The sequence below is a fragment of the Phenylobacterium sp. RIFCSPHIGHO2_01_FULL_69_31 genome (assembly GCF_001824475.1).
Taxonomy (GTDB): Bacteria; Pseudomonadota; Alphaproteobacteria; order Caulobacterales; family Caulobacteraceae; genus Phenylobacterium.
The window spans coordinates 157,694-177,707 of sequence record NZ_MHXN01000039.1 but is presented as its reverse complement, the minus strand read 5'-3'; the positions used below and the strand labels follow the sequence as shown (position 1 = coordinate 177,707).

General features: G+C 70.1%; 19 protein-coding genes. 8 read left to right on the top strand and 11 right to left on the bottom strand.

Annotated features, from left to right (window positions below):
- Window positions 1-34: 34 nt before the first annotated feature.
- From A2790_RS21350 to A2790_RS21340, 3 genes are all read right to left on the bottom strand, one after another.
- Window positions 35-910, bottom strand: coding sequence for a crotonase/enoyl-CoA hydratase family protein (locus tag A2790_RS21350; RefSeq protein ID WP_293396148.1), 876 nt, complete (start codon window positions 908-910; stop codon window positions 35-37).
- Between the two features lie 61 nt (window positions 911-971).
- The gene (locus tag A2790_RS21345) at window positions 972-1,424 is read right to left on the bottom strand and encodes a DUF488 domain-containing protein (protein WP_293396146.1); all 453 of its coding nucleotides are present in this window, start codon (window positions 1,422-1,424) and stop codon (window positions 972-974) included.
- Window position 1,425: 1 nt separating this feature from the next.
- Window positions 1,426-2,058: a TetR/AcrR family transcriptional regulator gene (locus tag A2790_RS21340; RefSeq protein WP_293396143.1), complete on the bottom strand. Its 633-nt coding sequence runs from the start codon at window positions 2,056-2,058 to the stop codon at window positions 1,426-1,428.
- A 72-nt stretch (window positions 2,059-2,130) separates the two neighbouring features.
- On the opposite strand from A2790_RS21340, the gene A2790_RS21335 reads away from it, so the two are divergent.
- Together A2790_RS21335 and A2790_RS21330 are read left to right on the top strand one after the other, a co-directional pair.
- Entirely contained in the window at window positions 2,131-3,414 is a 1,284-nt protein-coding gene (locus tag A2790_RS21335) for an MFS transporter (RefSeq protein WP_293396140.1), read from the top strand.
- Window positions 3,415-3,455: 41 nt separating this feature from the next.
- Window positions 3,456-4,328, top strand: coding sequence for an alpha/beta hydrolase (locus A2790_RS21330; protein WP_293396137.1), 873 nt, complete (start codon window positions 3,456-3,458; stop codon window positions 4,326-4,328).
- On the opposite strand, the gene A2790_RS21325 is transcribed toward A2790_RS21330, so the two are convergent.
- Window positions 4,325-5,239 (bottom strand): thioesterase family protein, encoded by a 915-nt coding sequence (locus A2790_RS21325; protein ID WP_293396134.1) that lies wholly within the window; start codon window positions 5,237-5,239, stop codon window positions 4,325-4,327. The two genes, A2790_RS21330 and A2790_RS21325, sit on opposite strands and share 4 nt — an antisense overlap.
- 53 nt (window positions 5,240-5,292) lie before the next feature.
- A complete protein-coding gene (locus A2790_RS21320; RefSeq protein ID WP_293396131.1) occupies window positions 5,293-5,574 on the bottom strand; it encodes a hypothetical protein in 282 nt (93 codons plus the stop codon).
- Between the two features lie 110 nt (window positions 5,575-5,684).
- On the opposite strand from A2790_RS21320, the gene A2790_RS21315 reads away from it, so the two are divergent.
- On the top strand, window positions 5,685-6,521 hold the full coding sequence (locus tag A2790_RS21315; RefSeq protein WP_293396128.1) for a cytochrome b/b6 domain-containing protein: 837 nt from the start codon (window positions 5,685-5,687) through the stop codon (window positions 6,519-6,521).
- Window positions 6,518-7,291: a molybdopterin-binding protein gene (locus tag A2790_RS21310; protein ID WP_293396125.1), complete on the top strand. Its 774-nt coding sequence runs from the start codon at window positions 6,518-6,520 to the stop codon at window positions 7,289-7,291. The genes A2790_RS21315 and A2790_RS21310 overlap by 4 nt, the downstream gene beginning before the upstream one ends.
- A gap of 9 nt (window positions 7,292-7,300) precedes the next feature.
- Here the strand turns inward: A2790_RS21310 and A2790_RS21305 are convergent, their stop codons facing one another.
- Entirely contained in the window at window positions 7,301-8,482 is a 1,182-nt protein-coding gene (locus tag A2790_RS21305; RefSeq protein ID WP_293396122.1) for a S1C family serine protease, read from the bottom strand.
- A 91-nt stretch (window positions 8,483-8,573) separates the two neighbouring features.
- Here A2790_RS21305 and A2790_RS21300 point away from each other — a divergent pair, with 91 nt between their 5' ends.
- Complete coding sequence (locus A2790_RS21300) at window positions 8,574-12,158, top strand: CHAT domain-containing protein (protein WP_293396119.1); 3,585 nt, start codon at window positions 8,574-8,576, stop codon at window positions 12,156-12,158.
- Window positions 12,159-12,161: 3 nt separating this feature from the next.
- On the opposite strand, the gene A2790_RS21295 is transcribed toward A2790_RS21300, so the two are convergent.
- The 3 genes from A2790_RS21295 to A2790_RS21285 all read right to left on the bottom strand — a co-directional run bounded on the left by A2790_RS21295 (window position 12,162) and on the right by A2790_RS21285 (window position 15,493).
- Window positions 12,162-12,962 carry a phosphatase PAP2 family protein gene (locus tag A2790_RS21295; RefSeq protein WP_293396116.1) on the bottom strand — a complete coding sequence of 267 codons (801 nt, stop codon included), beginning with the start codon at window positions 12,960-12,962 and terminating at the stop codon, window positions 12,162-12,164.
- Between the two features lie 99 nt (window positions 12,963-13,061).
- On the bottom strand, window positions 13,062-14,114 hold the full coding sequence (locus A2790_RS21290) for a deoxyhypusine synthase (protein WP_068878535.1): 1,053 nt from the start codon (window positions 14,112-14,114) through the stop codon (window positions 13,062-13,064).
- Between the two features lie 104 nt (window positions 14,115-14,218).
- Window positions 14,219-15,493: a type III PLP-dependent enzyme gene (locus tag A2790_RS21285; protein ID WP_293396110.1), complete on the bottom strand. Its 1,275-nt coding sequence runs from the start codon at window positions 15,491-15,493 to the stop codon at window positions 14,219-14,221.
- A gap of 204 nt (window positions 15,494-15,697) precedes the next feature.
- On the opposite strand from A2790_RS21285, the gene phnC reads away from it, so the two are divergent.
- Genes phnC through phnE form a run of 3 tightly spaced genes read left to right on the top strand, consistent with a single transcriptional unit; the run spans window position 15,698 to window position 18,314 of the window.
- Window positions 15,698-16,492 carry a phosphonate ABC transporter ATP-binding protein gene (gene phnC / locus A2790_RS21280; protein ID WP_293396107.1) on the top strand — a complete coding sequence of 265 codons (795 nt, stop codon included), beginning with the start codon at window positions 15,698-15,700 and terminating at the stop codon, window positions 16,490-16,492.
- Window positions 16,489-17,517: a phosphate/phosphite/phosphonate ABC transporter substrate-binding protein gene (phnD, locus tag A2790_RS21275; RefSeq protein ID WP_293396104.1), complete on the top strand. Its 1,029-nt coding sequence runs from the start codon at window positions 16,489-16,491 to the stop codon at window positions 17,515-17,517. The genes phnC and phnD overlap by 4 nt, the downstream gene beginning before the upstream one ends.
- The gene (gene phnE, locus A2790_RS21270; RefSeq protein WP_068878538.1) at window positions 17,514-18,314 is read left to right on the top strand and encodes a phosphonate ABC transporter, permease protein PhnE; all 801 of its coding nucleotides are present in this window, start codon (window positions 17,514-17,516) and stop codon (window positions 18,312-18,314) included. Before phnD ends, phnE begins: the two co-directional genes overlap by 4 nt.
- Here the strand turns inward: phnE and A2790_RS21265 are convergent.
- Both A2790_RS21265 and A2790_RS21260 read right to left on the bottom strand, forming a co-directional pair.
- Window positions 18,311-18,760 carry an NUDIX hydrolase gene (locus A2790_RS21265; protein ID WP_293396100.1) on the bottom strand — a complete coding sequence of 150 codons (450 nt, stop codon included), beginning with the start codon at window positions 18,758-18,760 and terminating at the stop codon, window positions 18,311-18,313. The two genes, phnE and A2790_RS21265, sit on opposite strands and share 4 nt — an antisense overlap.
- Window positions 18,761-18,876: 116 nt before the next feature.
- Window positions 18,877-19,974, bottom strand: coding sequence for a glycosyltransferase family 1 protein (locus tag A2790_RS21260; protein ID WP_293396157.1), 1,098 nt, complete (start codon window positions 19,972-19,974; stop codon window positions 18,877-18,879).
- Between the last annotated feature and the right edge of the window lie 40 nt (window positions 19,975-20,014).

Below are 20,014 nucleotides of genomic sequence, written 5' to 3'. Positions count from 1 at the left end.
CCCTCCCCCGCTGTGCGGGGGAGGAGCTATCGGCTCACATCTCTTTACGGAGGGGGGCGAGGTCGGGGAAGTTGGCCTCGCGCTTTTCGGCCTTGGCCTTGAAGGCTTCGGCCATGTGGGGGCCCGAGAACATGCTGGTCTGCCAGACGGCGATGTAGTCCAGGCCGTCCTTGATGGTGTGGTCGCGGGCGTAGTTGATCATCACCTTCGAGCCGGTCACCGCCAGCGGCGCCTTGGACGCGATCTCCCGCGCGGTGGCCAGGGCGTGGTCGACCACTTGCTCGTGGGTGTCGAACACCTCGTTCACCAGCCCGATCTCGCGCGCCCGCTGCGCCGGCAAGCGGCGGCCGGTGTAGGCCAGTTCGCGCACCCAGCCTTCGGGGATCAGCTTGCAGAGGCGGGGGAAGGTGCCGACGTCGGCGGTCATGCCGATGTTGATCTCCTGGATCACGAAGAAGGCGTCGGCCGTGCAGTAACGGATGTCGCAGGCGCTGGTCATGTCCACCGCCCCGCCGACGCAGCCGCCCTGGATCGCGGCGATCACCGGCATGCGGGCCTCGTCCAGGCAGGAGAAGGCGTCCTGCAGCATCTTCACGTGGTAGCGCATGGCCTCGGCGTTGATCGCGCTGTCCGGCGCCGCGGCCGAGGCGGTGGACCCGCCGCCGCCGAACACGGCCAGGTCCATCCCGGCGCAGAAGTGCTTGCCGGTCGACGAGATCACGATGCAGCGGGCGCGGGCGTTCTCGTCGATGTCGCGCACAATTTGCGGCAGCTCGTTCCAGAAGGCGCGGACCATGGTGTTCATGGCCTCGGGGCGCTTCAGGCGGATGTGGGCGACGTGGTTCTCGATGGTGACGTCGAAACAGGTCCAGTCGGTGGTGGTGATGTCGATGGCGGCCGGCGCGTTCATGGCGTCCTCCCTTGGCTGCCCGATCATCGCGCGACGACGCTGGGGAAGGCCAGGGCCTCGTTTACAGCGTAGAGGGGGCGAGGTTCTCGACCTGGAAGTCGGCCGCCTCGAGCATCCGCTCCACCACGATGGAGCGGTGGCAGCCGCGGTGGTCGGCCTCGTAGCAGAGGAGGGCCGCCTTGCGTTCCTTGGCGATCTCGACGGCCTGGGCGAGCTGGAGCTGGGCCGCGGGCTCGGCCAGGTGAGCCTCGAAGATCTGGCGCATCTCGGCGGTCCGGCCCTTGCGCGCGGCCATCCGCCCCTCCTTGGGCGTGCCCAGGGCGCGCAAGTGGACATATTCGATGCCCGCGTCCTGCAGGCTGGACGACAGTAGGCCCTTGGAAAAGCCGGCGCGGCGCGAGGCGGCCACGGCGCGTACGTCGATCAGCACCTCGACGCCCGCGGCCTTCAGCGCGTCGATCACCTTCGCCTGAGGGGCGGATTCGTAGCCGATGGTGGCGAGCGGAAAGGCCATGTCACTCGGGTTCCGGGCGGGTGTGCGCCTCGATCAACGCCTGGGCCGCCCCCTTGGCTGCGGCGGCGGGGCCATCCGGCCCGAAGAGCTGGCTGGACACATAGACGCCCTCGATCAGCAGCAGCAGCGCGTCGGCCAGCTTCTTGGGCTTCCGGGCGTCCATGGCCTTGGTCATTTGGCGCAGGCGCTCGCGCAGGCCCTGCTTGTGCTCCACCGAGACCAGCCGGCCCGGATGGTCGGCGGCGGGATATTCGACCGCCGCGTTGGTGAGCGCGCAGCCGCGGTAGCCGGGCCGGGTCGCCCGCTCGCCCAGTTCGTCGAAGAAGGCCAGGATCTGCGCCTTCGGATCGCCGGGATGCTTGCCGGCGGCGGCCTCGAAATAGGTCCAGAAGCCTTCACCCTGGCCCTCGAGATAGGCGGCGATGAGATGATCCTTTGAGGGAAACGCCCGGTAGAGTGTCGGCTTGGTGGCCCCCGCGCGCGAGACGATCTCGTCCACGCCGATGGCCCTGGTGCCTTCGCGGTAGAAGAGTTCGCCCGCGGTGGTCAGGATGCGCTCGGCGGCCTTGGGCTCGCGCGGCGCGTCCTTGGCGGGCTTCGGCTTCGCAGCCTTGGGTGTGGAGGGCTGGGTCATGACGAGCCTTGACAACGTTACAGACCGGTACGTATTGGAAGTGGTCTCGAATTTTCCGTACCGGTCAGTTACATGAACATAGCACGCCGCCGGCCCTTCGGCCAGAACTACGCCTGGGTCGTGGCTGCGGTCACGTTCTTGAGCCTGCTGGCGGCGGCCGGCCTGCGCTCTGCGCCCGGCGTGCTGCTGACGCCGCTGCACGACGCCTTCGGCTGGGAGCGGGCCGAGCTCTCGGCCGCCGCGGCCATCGGCATCTTCCTCTACGGCCTGATCGGCCCGTTCGCCGCCGCCCTCATGCAGACTTTGGGCGTCAAGCGCACCCTTCTGGGCGGCCTCATCCTGATGAGCGGCTCCACCGCCCTCAGCCTCTTCATGAGCGAGCCCTGGCACTATCTGCTGACCTGGGGCGTGCTGTCGGGCTTCGGCAGCGGCGCGGTGGCCCTGGCCATGGGCGCCACGGTGGTGAACCGCTGGTTCGTCGCCCGGCGCGGCCTGGTGATGGGCCTGCTCAGCGCCTCGACGGCCACCGGCTCGCTGATCTTCCTGCCCGGCATGGCGGCCCTGGCCGAGAGCGGCGGTTGGCGGCCCGTGGTGATCGCCGTGTCGCTGGCGGCGGCGGCGCTGGTCCCGCTGGTGCTGTTCCTCATGCCGGAACGCCCGTCCGACATCGGCCAGCCGGCCTATGGCGCCACTGAGATCGAGCCGGCCCCGCCGCGCGGGCGGCCGGGGGATGCGGTGATGCTGGCGCTGTCGGTGCTGTTGAAGGCGGGCCGCAATCCGGCCTTCTGGCTGCTGTTCGCCACCTTCTTCGTCTGCGGCTTCACCACCAACGGCCTCGTCGGCACGCACCTGATCTCGTTCTGCGGCGACCGTGGCCTGGCCCTGGTGCAGGCCGGCGCGCTGCTGGCCGCCATGGGCGCGTTCGACATCGTGGGCACCACCGCCTCGGGATGGCTCACCGATCGCTACGATCCGCGCAAGCTGCTGTTCGTCTACTACGGCCTGCGCGGCCTTTCGCTTATGGCGCTTCCGTTCCTCCAGTTCGACGTGGTCAGCCTGTCGATCTTCGCCGTGTTCTACGGCCTGGACTGGCTGGCCACCGTGCCGCCCACGGTGCGGCTGGCGACCGAGAGCTTCGGCGAGCGCGAGGGGCCCATCGTCTTCGGCTGGATCGCCTTCGGCCACCAGGTGGGCGCCGCGACGGCGGCATTCGGCGCCGGCGCGTTGCGCGACGTCCAGGGCAGCTACGCCGCCGCCTTCGTCATCGCGGGGTTCCTGGCCGTCTTCGCCGCCTGCGCGGCGCTGCTCATCCGCCGCCAGGGCGAGGCGCCCCCAGCGGCGCCCGTTCCGGCGTGAGCGGGTTTCCTCTCGCGGCGTCAGCGCGATAGGAAGCATGCATGAATGCGATGGTCGGGTATGAGCCGCGGGCGCGGCGGGTGGCGCTGCCGGCGCGGGGCGGCGAGATGGCGGTGCTGGACTTCGGTCCGCCGGAGCGCCCGGCAGACGTGGTCTTTTCCCACGCCAACGGCTTCAACGGCCGCACCTATCGCACCATCCTGGCCCCGCTGGCTGCGCGCCTGCGCATCCTGGCGATCGACCTGCGCGGCCACGGGGCGAGCACGCTTCCCGCCGTGGTCGAGGGCCGGGCGGGCTGGGACGAGTTCCGGGACGACCTGCTGGCCCTGCTGGCTGCGGAGACCCGGGGGCCGGTGGTGCTGGCCGGCCATTCCATGGGTGGGACGTCCAGTCTGCTGGCCGCCGCGGCCGCGCCGGAGCGGGTGAAGGGCCTGGCCCTGTTCGACCCGGTGGTCTTCACGCCGTCCCAGCGGCCTTCCGCCATGGGCGACAATCCGCTGGCCGAGGGCGCCCTGCGCCGGCGGGCGCTGTTCCCGAGCAAGGCGGCGGCGGTGGAGGCCTATACCGGCCGCGGCGCCTTCCGCAGCTGGCGGCCGGAGCAGCTCGCCGACTATGTGGAAGCGGGCTTCCGGGAGAGCGGCGACGGCCAGGTCACCCTGACCTGCACGCCCGCCTGGGAGGCGTCGAATTTCCGCACCCACAACTACGATCCCTGGGCCGCCTTCCGGGCGACGCAGTGCCCGGTGCGGATCCTGCGGGCCGAGCACGGCTCGACCGCGCGGCTGGAGGAGGGCCAGGCCGAGCTCGAGGCCACCGGCCGCTTCCGCATCGAGGTGATCGCGGGCGCGAGCCACTTCCTGCCCATGGAACGGCCCGAGCTGGTCCGCGACCTGCTGCTCGAGATGACCGCCTAAAGTCCCAGCCCCTGCACCGCGTCGGCTTCCACCCGGGCGAACTCCGCGTCCGAGAGGGTGATCAGCTTGCGGGTCTCCAGATCGAAGGAGACGGCGATGGCCTCGGCGCTGCCCCAGGGGCGGCCGGTGTCGGGGTCGAGCAGCCAGTGGACCAGCCGGCGGAACCGCGGGTCGCCCCCCGCGGAGCCGGACCTCAGCTCCAGCCGATCGCCGGCCCGGGGCCAGGCGTGGTGGATCAGCCGGTATTCCAGGGCCGCGCCCCCAACCTTCCGGTCCGGATCAACCGCGCCCGGGCGGTGCCCGGCGAAGAAGTGCGGGATGCCGTCCGACAGCCGGTGCATGAAGGTCTCGGTGCGCATGCGCCCGAAGGCGTCGCAGTCGCGGGCGTCGATGACGCCGAGGCCAGTTCGCGGCAGGCCCAGTTGGTCGGCGCGGGCGAGGCTGGCCTGCGTCTCGACCGGCGCCAGGCCGATGGAGCGCGGCGCGGCACTGGCGGGGACGTCCGTCTGCAGCGTCTCGGCCCGGGCGCGGATGCGGTCCGGCCAGGGGAAGGCCCGGCCGTCGCGCGCGGTGGCGTGCGCGACCACGGTCTGGAAGCTGGCGGCCAGCTCCCCCGATTGGTGGTGCATCAGCAGCATGATGCGGGCGTCGGTCTCGCCCATCTCTAGCACACCGCCGGTGATGTGCAGCGGCGCGCCGGGCCGGGCTTCGCGCAGGAAGCGGATGTGCTGTTCGCGGACCACCAGCGTTGCCTCGGCGTTGGCCGCGAAGGCGCCCGGCATGCCCAGTTCGGCGGCGACGCCGGCCAGCGCCTCCATGGACTTGGCCACGTAGAAGCCGACGTTCAGGTGGCCCATCTGGTCGCATTCCCAGCTGGCCACGCCGCCACGCCACACTTCCACTGCCGTCACGCCGAACTCCCCCCGCTGTGCGGCCGGGAGCTTAGCGGGTTCGGCGGGTTCGGCTAGCGTTTGCCCTCCACCGGATCGCCGCCGGGGCCCAGGCGTCCCTCGGTCGCCGATGGCGGCGGGCCGCCGTCTCCGGCGCCCTGGCGTGGCTGTGGGTTGCCGCCGGCGTCGAAGCTCCGGCGCTCGCCGGCCGGCGCCTCGACGCCGTCGTCGCGACTGGTGGGCGGGTAGCGTTCGGCCCCGGCGTTCGGCTCGGCGGCGTTCAGCGGCTGGGCGGCATTGGCCTTGCGGCCTTCGGACTGAATCTTGTCATCGTTTGCGGGTTTCTCTGCGCCCATGGCGAAGCTCCATCACATGTCGTCAAAAGAAAGAGCGCGCCCCGGGCCGGTATCGTTCCGGCCCTCGCGTAACGGGCCGACCCGCGTCACAGTCCCCAGCGGAGGAGCCCATGGCCGATAAGCCCGCCAAGGTGATGATCTGCCGGCATTCCGGCGTGACGCGGATCACCCACTGGCTGAACGTGCTGGCCGTCAGCCTGCTGCTGATGAGCGGCCTGCAGATCTTCAACGCGCACCCGGCGCTCTACTGGGGCGCTGCGTCCACCTTCGCCGAGCCCTGGGTCTCAATGAAGAAGGTGGAGGTGGGCGGCGAGCCGCGCGGGATCACCACGGTCGGCGACCTGCGGTTCGACACCACGGGCCTGTTCGGCTGGTCCGGCGCGGAGGGCGCCCGCGAGCAGCGCGGCTTCCCGGCCTGGGCGACGATCCCCAGCTACCGCTCGCTGGCCGACGGGCGGCGGTGGCACTTCTTCTTCGCCTGGCTCTTCGTGATCAACGGACTGGTCTACTGGCTGTGGGGCCTGGCTCGCGGCCACATCGCCAAAGACCTGCTGCCGAGCCGAGCACAGCTTCGGCCCGGCCACATCCTGCATGAGATCGTCACGCACGCCCGCCTGCGGTTCCCCAAGGGCGAGCCCGCACGCAGCTACAACGTCATCCAGAAGCTGACCTACCTCCTGGTGATCGTCGTCCTGCTGCCGCTGATGGTGGCGACCGGGCTTTCCATGTCGCCGGGGTTCAACGCGACCCTGCCGGGGCTCATCGACCTGTTCGGAGGCCGCCAGTCGGCGCGGACGATCCACTTCCTGGCGGCCACGGGGATCGTGCTCTTCGTTGCGGTCCACCTGGTGCTGGTGGTGGTTTCGGGCTTCTGGAACAACATGCGCTCGATGATCACCGGGCGGTATGCCATCGAGGCGACGGGCGCCGACGGAGACCGCGCATGAGCCTGGATCGCCGCCGCTGGCTTTCGGGCGTGGGCGCAAGCCTCGCCGGCCTTTGGCTTGCCGGCTGCGACCGGCTGGTCGCCAACTCCACCTTCAACGGCATGCTGAAGGTGGCCGAAAAATGGACCGAGCGGGCCCAGCGCCTGATCACGGATCGGAACGCCCTGGCCCGCGAGTTCGCCCCGGCGGACATCTCCGCCGACTTCAAGGCCAATGGCACCCTGCGGCCGCAGGACCCCGAATATGTGGCCCTGCTGGCCGAGAACTTCGCCAGCTATCGGCTGCAGGTGGGCGGCCTCGTGGACCAGCCGTTGTCTCTGACGCTCGCCGACGTGCGGGCCGCGCCTTCGCGGACCCAGATCACCCGGCACGATTGCGTGGAAGGCTGGTCCTCCATCGGCAAGTGGAAGGGGGCGCGGCTGTCGGCCCTGCTGGACCGGGCGAAGCTGAAGCCGGAGGCGCGCTACATCGTCTTCCATTGCGCCGACACCCTGGACCCGTCGGCCACGGACGGGGCGGGCAAGTACTACGAGAGCATCGACCTGATCGACGCCTACCATCCGCAGACGATCCTCGCCTACCAGATGAACGATGCGACCCTGCCGGTCCGGCACGGCTACCCGCTGCGCCTGCGGGTCGAGCGCCAGCTGGGTTACAAGCACGCCAAGTACGTCATGCGGATCGAGGCCGTCGCCTCGCTGGACGGCATCGGCCGCGGCCAGGGCGGCTTCTGGCCCGACCGCGGCTACGAGTGGTACGCGGGGATCTGACGCCTCGCCCTACTTCTTGATCTTCTCCCAGCGGTAGGGCTCGTCCTCGCCCTTGCGGAAGTCGCCCCGCATGTCGGGCTCGCCGTCAGCATCGGTATCGTAGAGGGCGACATCGTACTGCCCGTCGTGTCCGTGGTCGTAGAAGCCGGTGTCGTACTTGCCGTCGCCGTCCTCGTCGAACAGCCACACGATCGGGCTGCGCTTGCTGTCCGGGATCATCAGCAGGAAGTCGGCCTCACCGTCGCAGTTGTCGTCGACCAGGAACTCCTTGCCCTTGGGGTCATCGGTGCGCCCCTCCTCCAGAACCTGACGCTCGCAGGTCTCGGCGGCGGCCTTTGCGGCCGGGCGCGAGACGCGGTCCTGGGTGCGGGCCAGGAACGACTTCACGTCCTCGGCCGAGACCGCGAAGTTCAGGCCCTCGCCCTCGCCGACGAAGCTGTTGATCCCCAGGACGTTGAGGTCGTCGTCCAGCAACGGGCCGCCCGAGTTGCCGGGATTGATCGGGGTCTGGGTCTGGATGACCGTGGCCTCGTGCGGGATCTTGTCCTCGGTGGACCAGGCGTAGGCGCGGCGGATCTGGCTGACGATGCCACGGGTATAGGTCCAGGCCTCGCCGGTGGGATGGCCGATGGCGTGCACGTCGGCGCCCACCTGGACGGTGGTGGAATTGCCGATGGCCAGCGGCTTCACCCCGGCGGGAACCTCCTCCACCTGGATCAGGGCCAGGTCCGCCACCTCGTCGCGCCGCAGCACCTTGGCGCGGCGGACATCGGACTTGCCCAGGGCGGCGCCCTCCACGGCGGGCTTGAAGACCACGCCCACCTCGTCGGCATCTTCCACCACGTGCAGGTTGGTGACGATCTTGCCGTCGGCGCCGATCAGGACGCCGGAGCCGAAGCCGTCCTTGGCGAGAACCATGACCACGGCGGGGGAGGCCTGCGCATAGACACGGGTCTCGGTCGCGCCGCGGGTGGCCGCCTGGCCGTCGGCCTTCAGGCGGTCCAGCGCCTTGCCGTAGGCGAGCCCTCCCGTCGCCGGGCTGTCCGGCGCGCCGGCGGGCAGCTTGCCCTTCGCCGCGCCCCCGGCCCCGGTCCGAACAGCGGCGCCGAGCCGTCCTTCCTGCGCCTGGGCCGATCCGTATGATGCGATCGAGAGGGACGCGAGAATCGCGCCCAGGTGGAGCCATTTCATGACGCTAGTCCCCCGGCACTGTTTCGTGCGGCGGAGCCTAGCCGGATGGCTTCTCGCCACAAGCGTGTTCTGTGGCCTCGCTCAGCCTTCGATGGCGAGCGAGGCCGTGGCGCCACGCTCGGCCGACGGGGCAGCCTATCTCCGCCACCAGCTCCTCGCCGCGAAGAGCTTGCAGGCGCGCGGCGAGGCGGCGGCGCTGGATGGGGTGCTTGACCGAACCCTCTCGCTGGTCGCCTCCGTCGATCGGCCCGAGGCCGCGCCCATGCTCCTCGCGACCACCGTGGCCGGGACGCTGGCGATCCTGGTGGAGACGGACCGAACCGAACGCGCCTGGGGCCTCTACCGCGCGGGGGGCCCGGCGCTCGCCCGCCTGCTGCCCGGGGCCAGCCCTGAGACCATCGCCTACCGCCTGACCGAAGCCAGCCTGCTCGAGCGGTTGGGCGACCTGAAGGGCGCGGCCGGGGTGTTGGAGACGGCCACGACAGCGCTGCGGACGCTCGAAGCCGAGCCGCCGGTTCGCCGCCGGCTGCTGGCCCGCGCGCTGAGCCAACGGGCGGCGGTCTGCGCCGGACTGGGTGACCTGGACTGCGCCCGCGCGGCCCTGGCGGAGCATCCCGACGCGGCGCTCCATGGCGCCGGCGCCCGCGCGCCGGGGACGCCTGACGAGGTCACATATCTTGTCGTGCGGAGCCTGGTCGCGACCCTGGGCGGACAGGCGGACCCGGTGGCGGCGCAGGCGCTGTCCCGGCCGCTGGGGTTCAAGCCGGCGCCCGGAAGCGTCGCCACGTTCGCCGCCTATCGCCAGGCCAGCGTCGCGCTGGCGCTGGAGCCTGGTCCTAGGCGGCGGGTCGAGATGGTCGCCCTGGGCGAGCGCCTGCGGCAGGCGGCCTGGCGCAAGCCGGACGCCCTGGACCAGCTTCTGGTCTCGATCACACTGGCCGAGATCGGAAGCGATGGCCGTCTTGACGCCGAAGTCGCCTTCGACCTGATGCAGATCGCGGGCCGCAGCGGCCACACCTTCGACGCCGACGCCCTGGCCCAGCTCAGCCAGGCGCGGGACGAGATGGGGCGGCGGACGGCGCACCAGGCGTTGCGACTGCGCGCGCGCCGCGACCGGCTGGAGCGGGAGCAGATCCAGAAGGTGCTGGAGGCCGCTGCGGAGGCCACGCCGGGGCGGGGTCTGCTGAGTCACGATGCGGCGACCCGGCTGCTGATCCGCGACTTCGACGTCCGCATCGCCCGGGCCGACGCCGAGGCGGCCAAGGCGGGGGTGCGGCGCGAGCCCGGGCTGGCGCCGCTGGCGCGGCTGCAGGCGGCGCTGTCGCCGGGCGAGGCCGTGTTGGCCATGGCGCCCACGGTCGGCGGCTTCGCCTACATGTGCGTGCGCAAGGATGCGGCGACCTACAGCGTCGCGGCCGGCGATCCCATGCGCGTGCGGCTGGACACCCGCCTGGTGCAGGCGGCCCTGACCGCCACCCATGCGCCGTCCGAGCGGCTCGACATCCAGTTCCCGGCGGAGGCGTCGGTGCGGCTGTACGATGCGATGATCCGCCCGTTCGAGAGCTGCCTGAAGCCCGGCGACCGGATCGTGTGGCTCTCCGGCGTGGCGGGCTCGGCCCTACCGTTGTCGGCGCTGCTCTCCGCCCTGCCGCCGAAGGTCGCGGGCGGCTACGACCTGGCCGCCGCCGACTGGCTGGTCCGCCGCCACGCCATCAGCTACGCCGGTTCGGCCGAGGCGATCCTGGCGGCGCGGACGGCGCGCGGCGTGTCTGCCGATTTCGACTTCCTGGGCCTGGGCGACCCGGTGCTTCGCCCGAAGGCCGGCGAGGATCCGGCCAGGCTGCTGCTGCGGGGGACGCGCCTCGATGCGCTGGCGCCCCTGCCTGAGACCAAGGACGAGCTGGAAGCCTCGGCCAAGGGCTTCCGGGCGGCTCGGGTCCTCGTCCAGGACGCCGCGACGGAGCGCGGCCTGCGCGGCGAGATGGTGGGCGCCTACCGCCACCTGTCGTTCGCCACCCACGGCCTCATAAGGGAGGACCTGCAAGGCCTGTCCGAGCCGGCCCTGGTGCTGACGCCCGTGGACGCGTCGGATCCCGCCGACGATGGGCTGCTGACCGCGTCGGAAATCGCCGACATGAACCTGCGCGCCGCGTTCGTGGCGCTATCGGCCTGCAACACCGCGAACTTCGACCTGAGCCAGTTCGCCCAGGACCTGCCGGCCCTGGCCTCCGCCTTTGCCGTGGCGGGCGTGCCGGCGACCCTGGCGACGCTTTGGCCGGTGAACTCGGAAGCGGGAAAGCGCGTGGTGACGGACCTGTTCGGCGACCTGCGGGCGGAGGGCGTCGGGCCCGCCGACGCCCTGGCCCACGCGCAGCGGCGGTTCCTGGCCGCCCCACCCGAGCGGGCCTACCTACATCCGCGCTTCTGGGCGCCCTTCGTGGTTCTCGGCGACGGCGGTCCGGCGGTTCGGGCTGCGCCGCCGGCCAAGTCGCTCCGGGCGGTGGAGGTGCTGACCCGCGCGGGCGGGGAGGTCCTGGATATCGAGCGCACCTCGGCGGGCGTGGCCACGCAGTTCATCTCCGACGCCGATGTGCGGGGCCGGCATGGTGCGGCGGTGCGTCTCGCCACGGCCGAGGGGGCGGAGATCTGGCGCCAGGACGACCGGGCCGGTGGGGCGTCCCGCTTCGGCGTGGAGTTGGACGGACGACGCCTCGTCGGCGGCTATCGCCTCGGCCCCGCCGGCCGGTACGTGCCGGTGGTGCAGGCCTATGAGAACGGCGCGGTAGCCGGGTCCTGGCAGGGGGTGGGCCTGGCGAAGGTCGACGCCTTCATCCTGGGCGGCTCGGCGGTGGGCGGCGATGCCGCGGTGATCGCGGTCGGGGAGCTGAATCTGCGGGACGCGCCCGAGGCCGGCGGCGGGCGCCTGCATGTGTTTGAACTGACGAAGGCGCTCGCGGCCCAGCCCCTGTTCACGGTCGAGGCGCCGCCGGGTTTCAAGCTCTCGGACGCGACCGTCACGCCGATGGGCGGCGACCTGCTGGTGACCTACACGACGAACCAGGCGCCGCCGCTGGACCGGCCGCCCACGCCGCCGGACGATTACGACACCCCCTACTGCCTCACCGAACGGGTGACCTGGCTGGAGCTTCGCGATGGCCGGACGGGCGCGCGCAAGGCGGCGCGGGAGATCCGGGGCCTGGGCGTGGTCACGGCGCTGGGCCAGGCGGACGGGACGGTTCTGCTGGGGGGCTCCAGTTGGGACGCCTGCGGGCAGGAGGGCCGGGCGACGGTGCTGTCGGCCACGCCCCGCCTGGAGACCCGGGCGCTCTACCGCGACGACAGCCTGGGCGCTTCGGACGTGCGGGCGCTGGCCGCCCTGCCGGGAGGCCGGACGTTCGTGGCCGCCAGCAAGGAGAACGTGGTGACCCTGCGCCGTCCCGACGTGGCGGCGGCGGCCCGGGCGAACCCCTACGCCGTCCTGCCCTTCACCAGCACCTTCTCCGGCCTCGTGGTGACGCTGGACCGAAGGGGGGCGCCGTCCGCCCCGACGCTGCTGGATTCCGGCTCGAACATCTACGTCACCGCGGCCGACGCGAGCCGGCCGGGCGACATCCTGCTGGGCGGCGCGCTGGCGGGACAGGCGGCGGTCTTCCACCTGTCCGAAGGCGGGCGCTGAGGATCAGTAGGGGTTCTGGGCCACGATCTCGGCCTCGGCGGCGCACTTGGCGGCGTCGAGCGCTGGGGCGGTCTTGCGGGCGGCGGCCACCTCCTTGCGGACGGCCTCCAGATCTTTGCGGAACTCGGGCTTGCCGTGCAGGGCCGCGACCATCATCGAGCCGTTGGCCCAGCCCATGTAGACCGAGTTGAGGTTGTGCACGCCGCAGACGAGGCGGCTCTCGCCGTACGCGCGGGCCCGCGACATGATCGGGGTGGCCCGGTCCGGGGCGATCTCGGCCAGCAGCAGGCCGACCGCCCAGCCCCAGGTGTTGTGGCCGGAGGGGTAGTCGGGGCTTCTCGCCAGGGCGTCCGACTTGGCGATGCAGATGTTCCCGTCGTCGATCAGGTAGGGCCGCTGGCGCTTGTAGATGTCCTTGGGCCGGTTCGTGGTCGCGCTGGCGTCGCGGCCGACCCGGGCGAAGAGAGCATAGGTCTTGGGCGCGTTCTGCGGGGTGAGTTCGGCCCCCAGGGCGCAGCTCATGGTCTTCAGGATGCCGACGGAATTGTCGTCGGCCTTGGCCATCTCCCAGCGCGGCGTGCCCTCCAGCTTGCGGGTCTGGAGATAGATGGTGCGGTCGGCCTCGTAGCGGGTCGTGCCGGCCACGGGCGCTGGCGGCAGGACCTTGTAGGTGTCGAGGTCTTCGGGGGTCAGGTAGGGCGTGATCGAGACGGGGGGCGGCGCTTTCGGCGGCGTCTTCGGCGCCTCACCGGCGCCCAGCAGCCCCACGGCGCAGACCGACGTCACCAGTAGCCTCAACCGCATCGCGCCCTCCCAAGCTGGTCCAACCGGTGTCGCAGAGCGGGGCGGCGGATTCAACCGCCATAGGAAAACGGCCGGGGATCGCTCCCCGGCCGCCGCATCCTACTTCGCGAACAGGTCCGCCCAGCGGCGCTTCTTGCGGTTCTTGTGGGCGCCGCGATGCCAGGCGTCCGAGGCGATCAGCGGGACCACGGTGGTGGCCTCCGCGAACACCATCTGCTCCCAGGTCACGTCCACCTTGCCCCAGGAGCAGGCCTCCTTGAGGGTTGAGGACGAGCAGGCGCCGTCGCGCACGTCGGCCACGGTGATCTGGACGGCGTATTTGTGCATGTCCACCTCGTGGCCGAGGATCTCGGCGCAGACCACGGTGTCCTGCGCGAAGTTCTTCGGCACGCCGCCGCCGACCATGAAGAGGCCGGTCGCGCCGGCCTTCAGCTTGATCTCGGTCAGCTCGCGGAAATCGGCCACGGCGTCGATGGTGAGGTAGGGCTTGCCCGCCTTCATCCGCTCGACCTGGTGCTTCACCAGGCCGAAGCCGGCTGAAGAGTCCACGAACGCCGGGCAGAAGATCGGCACGCCTTCGCGATAGGCGACCTCGACCAGGCTGTCGGGCTTCTTGGCGTTGCCCGCGGCCAGCCACTTGCCCATCTCGTGGATGAACTCGCGGCTGGAGTAGGGGCGCGGCTCCAGCAGTTCGCACAGCTCGTAGATCGTGCCGTCGCAGTTCTGGAGCTCTTCCTCGTCGATGTAGGTGTCGTAGATGCGGTCGATGTACATCTCGCGCAGCTCACGGTCATCGACGGTGGAGTCGGCCTGGTAGTGCTTGAAGCCGAGGGCTTCGAAGAAATCCATGTCGACGATGGAGGCGCCCGTCGCGACGATCGCGTCGATCATCCCGTACTTCACCATGTCGCGGTAGATGTGCATGCAGCCACCGGCCGAGGTGGACCCGGCCAGGGTCAGCCAGGTCGAGCACTCGGCGTCCTCCAGCGACATCGACCAGATGTCGGCGGCGCGCGCGGTGTCGCGGCTGGTGAAGCTCATCTTGCGCATGGCGTCGATGACGGGGCGGGCGTCGTACTGGTCGATCGCCACGTGTTCGACGGTGTTGGCCAGCAGCTCGGCCTTGCGGTTGGTGTTCGCCGGAGCGTTCATCTTCTGAAGTTCCCTTCTGAGGGTGATCGCCCGTCGGAAAACAGAAAGGCGCGACCGGGACGGAGCGACCGGCCGCGCCTATAACACTTCGAAAGCGTCAGTTGTTACCGCTTGCGGCGGCTCTTTCCGGCGCGGCCCTTCGGACGCGACAGGCGGACGACCTTGCTGCGCTCGTCCTCCTGCTGCTCGCGCGGCAGGCGGATGTTGCGGCCGGCGAGGCCGAACATCGAGGCCATGGGGGCATCCGACACCTCGACGGTCTCGGCGTCGCCGAAGCCGTTGAAGCGGGTGTTCATGGCCACGCCATAGGCGCCCAGCATCCCGATCTCGACGTAGTCGCCCTCGCGGATGTCTTCCGGCAGCCAGAACGGGCCCGGCATGTGGTCGAGGCTGTCGCAGGTGGGACCATAGAAGCGGAAGGGCTTCAGCGGCCCGTCCACCTCGTGCGCCTCGTCGCCTTCGCCGCGGTACAGCTTCACCGGAAAGGGCCACTTCACGTGCGCCGCATCGAACAGCGAGCCGTAGCTGCCGTCGTTGAGGTACAGCGCGTCGCCCTTCTTGAGCTCCACCTTGGTCAGGATCGAGGAGGCCTCGGCCACCAGCGCCCGGCCGGGTTCGCACCACAGCTCGGTCGTCTCATGGACGCTCATCTCGGCGAAGCCGCGATGGATGCTGTCGGCGTAGTCGGCCATGTCGGGCGGAACCATGCCCGGATAGACCGACGGGAAGCCGCCGCCTACGTCCACGATGTCGACCATGACGCCGGCGCGCACGATGGCGCGGTTCGCCTGGGCCATGGCCGCCTGGTAGGCGGTCGGCCGCATGCACTGGCTGCCCACGTGGAAGGAGACGCCCATCTTGCCCTGGGTGGCGCGCCGGGCGGCGAGCAGCAGCGAGGGAGCCTCGTGCGCGTCGACGCCGAACTTGCCGGAGAGCGAGTAGGACGCGCCTTCCGCCGTGACCGCCAGGCGGACGATCAGCGTCAGGTCGTTGGCGCCGTCGGTCGCCTCGAGGATCTTCTGCAGCTCCTCGTGCGTGTCGAAGGAGAACGTCTTCACGCCATAGCGGTGGTACGCCTCGGCGATGGCCTTGCGGCTCTTCACCGGGTGCATGAACGCCATGCGCGCGCCCGGAGCGAACCGGTGAACCAGTTCGATCTCGGGGACCGACGCCACATCGAACGAATTCACGCCGGCCTTCACCAGGGCCTCGATGACCCACGGCGAAGGGTTCGCCTTCACAGCGTAGAAAACGTCGCCTTGAAACTTATCCTGGAACCAGCGCGCCGCTACGGCCACCACGCCCGGCCGCGCAAAGGCGACAGGACGCTCCGGGGACCGCTCACGGACCAGGTCCAGGGGCGTATGGTACGTCTGCACCTCACGCAACCCCCAACGGATTGTTGAACCCAGACCGGCGTTAGCAGCGCTTTTGAGGACATCGGGTCCGCCGGAAGGCGCGCATTTAGGGACTTTGGACCCGCGTGTAAAGTCTTCGTGTGTGCGACGGCTTCGCGCGGTAGACCCGATGGGGCCGGCCGTGCCATGAAGCCGGGCTACTACGGGAAAGCTCCGAAAACCCTCATGCCTGACGCCGCCGTTCTGTCGATACGGAACGTCTCCAAGACCTTCGGCCAGCGCCGCGCCCTCGATGGGGTGTCGCTGGAAGCTACGAAGGGCGAGATGATCGCCCTCATCGGGCCCTCCGGGTCGGGGAAATCCACCCTCCTGCGCTCCATCAGCGCCCTCCAGACCATCGACGCCGGTCCCGGCGAGATCGTGGCCTTCGGCGGCCCGGTCCAGAAGGACGGCCGGATCGATTCGAACGTGCGCAAGACGCGCACCCGGATCGGGATGATCTTCCAGCAGTTCAACCTGGTGGGCCGGCTCAGCCTGTTCACCAACGTGGCGCTGGGCTCGCTGGGCCGGATCAACTTCTGGCAGGCCGCGCTGGGCCTCTGGCCGGCCGAGACCAAGCAGTCGGCCATGTCGGCCCTGCATCGGTTCGGCGTGTCCGACTACGCCACCCAGCGGGCCAACACCCTGTCGGGCGGCCAGCAGCAGCGGGGCGCCATCGCGCGCGCCCTGGTGCAGAAGGCCAAGATCATCCTGGCCGACGAGCCGGTCGCCTCGCTGGACCCTGTGTCCGCGCGCCGGGTGATGGAAATCCTGCGCGAGCTCAACAAGAACGACGGCCTGACGGTCCTCGTCACCCTGCACCAGGTGGACTACGCGCTGCGCTATTGCGATCGCGTGGTGGCGCTGAAGGCCGGCAAGGTCGTCTACGACGGCCCCTCCGGCGGCCTGAAGCGCGAACAACTCATCGACATTTACGGCCCCGAATTCGAGGACGTCTTCTGGGAAGGAGCGCCCACATGATCCGCCGCACCCTCATCCTCACCCTGAGCGCCGCCGCCCTGGCCCTCGCCGCGTGCGGCGAGCCCGCGGAAAAGAAGACCGAGGACGGAAAGCTCACGGAGCTGACCTTCTCGATCCTTTCGGCCGAGAACCAGACGTCCATGGAGCCGCTCTGGGCGCCCCTGCTGGCCGACATGTCCGAACAGATCGGCATGAAGGTGAAGCCCTATTTCGCCACCAACTACACCTCGCTGGTGGAGGCCATGCGCTTCAACCAGGTGCAGATGGGCTGGTTCTCGGCGTCTCCGGCGCTGCAGGCGGTGCGGCGCGCCGACGCCGAGGTGCTGGGCCGCGTGGTCGATGCCGGCGGCGACGCCACCTACAAGTCCGTGCTGATCGTGCGTAAGGGCAGCGGCATCACCCTCGACAAGGTGCTGAAGTGCGACAAGTCCCTGTCGTTCGGCCTGGGCGACACCCAGTCGACCTCGGGCACCCTGGCGCCGATGACCTACCTCTTCACGCCCAAGGGCATCGAGCCGAACAAGTGCTTCAAGTCGGTGCGCTCGGCCAGCCACCAGGCCAACGCCTTCTCGGTGGCCAACGGGGTCGTGGACGTGGCGACCAACAACAGCGTCGGCATGATCTTCTTCGCCCGGCAGAGCCCTGAGCTGGCCGCCAAGGTGGAGACGATCTGGTCCTCGCCGCCGCTGCCCGAGAGCTCGATCGTGGTGCGCAAGGACCTGGATCCGGCCCTGAAGGAAAAGATCCGCCAGTTCTTCCTCACCTACGGCACCGGCACCGACGAGAAGGCCGCTAAGCAGCGCGAGGTGCTGAAGGGCCTGGCCTACGGCGGCTTCCGGCCGGCCGACAATTCCTACCTCGACCCCGTGCGCGAGATGGAGGCCAGCGAGGCGCTTGCCACCGCCAAGCGGTCGGGCGACCAGGCCCGGATCGCCAAGGCCCAGGCCGAGTTCGAAAAGGTCAGCGCCGAAGCGGCCCGCACGCGCGCGCTCGAACCCGTCCCGGCGCCGGCGCCCGCCCAATGAGCGTCTCGTCCGCGGTTCCGCCCGCCCCGAAACGCAGCCTCGCGCAGCGGGCGCCCGACCTGGTCCTGTGGGGTGGCCTGATCGTCCTGCTGGCCATCGCCTTCCGGCCGGCCGAGCTCAGCAAGTTCCCGCTGCTGTTCACGAACTCGGGCAACATGCAGGAGCTGGGTCGGGGCTTCATCAAGCCCGACTTCACCCAGTGGCGGCTCTACGTCTCGATGATGTGGCTCACGGTCCAGATGGCGCTGTGGGGCACCACCATCGCCATCCTGGCGGCTGCGCCCCTTGGCCTGCTGGCCTCGCGCAACATCACGCCGGCCTTCATCCAGATTCCCGTCCGGCGGTTCCTCGACATCGTCCGCTCGGTCCCGGACCTGGTGATCGGCATGATCTTTCTGGTCGCCGTGGGTCCCGGGCCGTTCGCAGGCGTGATGGCCCTGGCTATCGGCACGTCGGGCGTGCTGGCCAAGCTGTTTTCCGAGGCGGTGGAGTCCATCGACCGTGGGCCGGTCGAGGGCGTCCGCGCCACCGGCGGCCACAAGCTGCACGAGATCGTCTGGGGCGTGATCCCCCAGGTGGCGCCCCTGTGGACCAGCTATGCGCTGTACCGGTTCGAATCCAACAGCCGCAGCGCCACGGTGCTGGGCCTGATCGGCGCCGGCGGCATCGGCCAGGTGCTCTTCGACAGCCTGAACGCCTTCGCCTATTCGAACACCGCGGCCATCGTCGTGGTGATCATCGTGGCGGTCAGCCTGATCGACATGCTGAGCCAGGCGATCCGCAGCCGCCTGCTCTAGGCGCCGAACTTCGCCAGCAGGGTCCGCAGCTCCGGCTCGTCGACCAGGCTGGCGGCTTCGGCCGGGGACGACCACAGCCGCTCCCGCTCGACCATCTCGGGCCAGATGTCGCTCACCTTCCGCACTTCGAGTGGGTAAACCATCACCCGCACGTGCTGCAGACGGCCTGAGCGCAGGCGCTTGTCGTAGTGATAGACTCCCAGCGACTTGTGGTTCGCCTTGCCGGTGACGCCGGCCTCTTCGTAGGCCTCTTGCGCGGCGGCGTCTTCCGGAGCCATGTCCTTCATCGGCCAGCCCTTCGGGATCACCCAGCGCCGACTTTCCCGCGACGTGATGAGCAGCATTTCCACGGCGCCGTCGTCGCGCTTGCGCCAGGGCAAGGCGGCGTACTGGGTGCGCGGCTCCCGGTCGGGCTCCGGTCGCAACCTGTCGCGCTTCTTGCCCATCGGCGTCGTGAAACTCCCCTCGAATCGGCGGCCTGCCGCCTTAGAGCCGGGCGGTTTACGCGGGGTTTCGGCGTGCGCCAATCACATTGTCATAAAAGTGTCACGAGTTGCGGAGGTCAGGCCGCTTCCGGCCGGCGGCGGCGCACGCGCGCCAGCCGGCGCAGGCGCCGCCAGAACCGGGTCTTCTCGGGTTCGGGATAGGGTTGCAGGTTCTTCACGAAGTCCTCGGCGCAGGCCCGCCAGGAGAACTTCTCGGCGAAGGCGCGGACCTTCTTGCGGTCCAGGTCCAGGCACTGCAGGCAGGCCTCGCGCAGGCCCTCCGTGGCGGTGAGCGCCAGCACCCCCGCCCCCGAGCCGGGGATCAGGTCGATGGGGCCCGGCGCGGGATAGGCCGCCACGGGCGTGCCGGTGGCCATGGCCTCCAGGATCACCAGGCCGAAGGTGTCGGTGAGCGAGGGGAAGACGAAGACGTCGGCGCAGGCATAGTGGTCGGCCAGCTCCTTGCCAGACCGGGAGCCCTTGAACACCACGTTCGGGTATTTCTCCTGCAGCTCCTCGAGCTGGGGCCCCGGGCCCACGACGACCTTGGAACCGGGCAGGTCCAGGGCCAGGAACGCCTCGATGTTCTTCTCCACGGCCACCCGGCCCACATAGAGGAACACCGGCTTGGGCAGGTCGGCGAAGATGTCGGGATCGCCCTCGCCGCGGGGGCGGAAGTGCTCGGTGTCCACGCCGCGCGACCAGGCCGAGATGTTGCGGAATCCGTGGTTCGACAGCTCCTCGCGCATGGTGGGCGTGGCCACCATCAGCCGGCCCGACGGCTTGTGGAACCACTTCATGTAGGCGTAGCCGGCCGCCAGCGGCAAAGGCAGGCGCGCCGAGACGTATTCCGGGAACCGCGTGTGATAGCTGGTGGTGAAGGGCAGCTTCCACTCCACGCAGATGCGCCGTGCGGCAAGGCCGATCGGCCCTTCGGTGGCGATGTGGATCGCCTCGGGCTCAAACGCCTTGAACAGCTCCTGCACCGGCTCGTAGACGCCTATCGCCACCTTGATCTCGGCATAGGTGGGCAGGGGAAAAGTCTTGAACTGGCCGGGGTGGATCACCTCGACCACGTGGCCCATGGCCTGCAGCTCCTGCACCACGCGGGTCAGGGTCCGGACCACGCCGTTCACCTGGGGCTCCCAGGCGTCGGTGGCGACGAGGATCCGCATCGGCCGCAGGGCGTCGCGGGGAGCGGTTATGGCTTCGCGG